This window comes from Roseateles sp. P5_B10 (genome assembly GCF_056400485.1).
Genome location: NZ_JBFULE010000928.1, coordinates 1 through 1,909 on the forward strand (window position 1 = coordinate 1; position 1,909 = coordinate 1,909).

Annotated in this window: 2 protein-coding genes; both read left to right on the forward strand. The window is 66.2% G+C overall.

The window, feature by feature from the left end; genetic code table 11:
* The coding region (locus AC1DU6_RS29365) for a TonB-dependent receptor domain-containing protein (protein ID WP_477861509.1) at positions 1 to 786 on the forward strand (786 nt) is incomplete at its 5' end.
* 139 nt (positions 787 to 925) lie between these two features.
* A partial coding sequence (locus tag AC1DU6_RS29370; protein WP_477861511.1) for a tryptophan halogenase family protein occupies positions 926 to 1,909 on the forward strand: 984 nt, incomplete at its 3' end.

Sequence of the window (1,909 nt, forward strand, 5' to 3'; positions counted from 1 at the left end):
GAGTGGTACATCGACCGCGCCAGTTCCATCACGGTGGCCGCCTTCAACAAGCGGCTCAAGGATGTGATCGTCAACCAGACAGGCGTGGCGACCGCGGCCGACACGACGGGCAAGTCCTACGACTTCGCCTACTCGACCAAGGTCAACGGGGCCAAGGGTTGGGCGCGCGGTGTGGAGGTCGCGGTGCAGCACTATTTCAATGGGCTGCCGGGCTTGCTCGCTGGCCTGGGCGTGCAGGCCAACGCCACGTATGTGGACAGCCGCCAGACGCGCTACAACTCGGTGGGTGCGGCCTGGTGCAGCAGCAATGCGGACGGCACCAACTTGAACCTGTTCGTCAACGGTTGTGACACCAACGGCCAGTCCTACGGGGACATGCCGCTGCCCAACCTGTCGCGCAAGGCGTTCAACCTGGCGCTGCTGTATGACCATGGTCCGTTCTCGGCACGCGTGGCCTATGCCTGGCGCGGCAAGTACCTCAACGGTGTCGCCTTCCCGGACAACACCGGCCCGAACCAGACGAACGGCTTGAACGGCAACCCGGATAGCCCGCAACAAGGCCGCAACAACATGCCGTTGGGCCTGCCGATCTGGACGGACAACTACGGTCAGCTGGATGTCGGTGTGCACTACAAGGTCACCGAGAGCCTGCAACTGGGTCTGGAAGGTCAGAACCTGACCGACTCGATCTACAAGCAGCTCATGCAGCAGCACGTCGGCTTGATGGGGCGCACCTGGTTCGCATCTGGCCCGCGCTACACCATGACGGCGCGCTACACCTTCTGATCGAACGGCCGGGTTTGTCCCGGCTCCAGACAGGCCTGGCGCTCCCGCGCCGGGCCTTTTTTTTGGGGTAGCGTCGTGAGACAAGACATCGGCGCCCAGGGCCATCGGCGCTCCCGGGCGCCAAGAGGAGATTGACAGCATGCGTGACGACCAAGCCATACGCCGCATCGTGATCGTGGGCGGCGGTACGGCCGGGTGGATGACCGCGGCACCGCTGGGCCAGTTGATGGGCCGAGGCGAGCACGCGGCCAGCTGCGAGATCGTGCTGATCGAGTCGCCCGAGATCGGCACCGTGGGCGTGGGMGAGGCSACGCTGCCCASCATCCGCTTCTACAACCGCACGCTGCAGCTGGACAACGTGGAGTTCATCCGCAAGACGCAGGCGAGTTTCAAGCTCGGCATCGAGTTCAAGGACTGGGGCCACCTCGGCAACCGSTTCTTCCACGGCTTCGGCGAGTTCGGGCCGGCCGTCGTCAACCGCTCATCGGTGATGCACTGGCTCAGGCTGCACCAACAGGGCGGCATGGACAGCCACGAGGARTGGTCSACCRCSRCSGTGATGGCGCAGCGCAACCGCTTCGTGCCGCCCGAGGGCGRKCYGCCGTCGGCSGCCAATKCCTAYTCCTACGCYTTYCACTTCGACGCYGGCCTGTACGCGRCYTTCCTGCGCGAGTACGCGATGGMGCGYGGCGTCAAGCGCGAGGAGGGCACCATCGTCGACGTGTCGCTGCGCCCCGGCGACGGCTTCGTGACCGCCGTGACSCTGGCCGAYGGCCGGCGCATCGARGGSGATCTCTTCATCGACTGCTCGGGCTTTCGCGCGCTGCTGATCGAGGKCGTCATGAAGGCCGGGTATCACGACTGGACGCACTGGCTGCCCTGCGACAGCGCCCAGGCCGTGCCCTGTGACAAGGTGCAGCCGTTGACGCCGTACACCACGTCCACGGCGCGCAGCGCTGGCTGGCAGTGGCGCATCCCGCTGCAGCACCGCACCGGCAACGGTCACGTCTACTGCAGCGGCTACATGAGCGACGAGGCCGCCGGGCAGGTGCTGATGCAGAACCTGGACGGCGCGCCCCAGGCCGACCCGCGCCAGCTGCGCTTCAAGACCGGCATGCGCAAG